The organism is Halanaerobium polyolivorans (assembly GCF_020711195.1).
Classification (GTDB): Bacteria; Bacillota; Halanaerobiia; order Halanaerobiales; family Halanaerobiaceae; genus Halanaerobium; species Halanaerobium polyolivorans.
The window spans coordinates 1-784 of the sequence record NZ_JAJFAT010000047.1 but is presented as its reverse complement, the minus strand read 5'-3'; the positions used below and the strand labels follow the sequence as shown (position 1 = coordinate 784).

Here is a 784-nt window from a genome sequence, read left to right as displayed (position 1 = left end):
ATATACTTTTTGATAGTTTAACTATTATAGTACTGGGGCTTTTATTTATTTTTATTGCACTATTTACCACAGTTGAAATTATATTACCTCTGGCTATTCTTTTAATCATCTATGCCAGCTACAAATATAATAAAAGAGGTATTATTTATTCGACTCTATTTGCTATTTCATTACTGCTGATTCAAGATCTATATACTTTAGAACTTGGGCTATTAGAGTTGATTATCGAAATCTTTATAATCATAATTGCTGCCTTGTATATTTATTACAGCAGTATTGCAAGAGAAAAACTTAACTCCGATTTAAAAGAAAGGGTTAAAGAACTAAGCACCTTAAATAATATAGCAAAAATTACAGAAAGCTATTATGGAGAACTCGAAACTGTTTTAGAAAAAATAGCCTCTGAGATCAGATCAGGTTATCAATATGATAAAGATAGTTGTGTTAGAATTAGCTATGAGAACAAAGAATATAAAACAGATAATTTTAAAGAGAGCAAATGGAAACACAGAACAGCAATTACTATTGATGGTCAGGATAAGGGTGAAATTGAAGTTTTTTATCTGCATAAACATCCAGCGGAATATAATAATACTCCTTTTTTAAAAGAGGAATATGAGCTGCTTGATTTATTGGCAGCCAGGTTAAGCAGTATTATCAAGATTATTGAACAGGAAAAAAGAGTTAGAGAACAGCGGAACTTTTTATCAATAACCTTAAATTCTATTGGTGATGGAGTTATTATTACAGATAAAGAGGGTAAGATAGTAAGGTTAAATAAAAC

General features: G+C 29.3%; 1 pseudogene. It reads left to right on the top strand.

The annotated features are described in order from the left end of the window. Nucleotides 1-784: pseudogene (locus LJ207_RS12255) on the top strand (diguanylate cyclase); the annotation flags it as partial.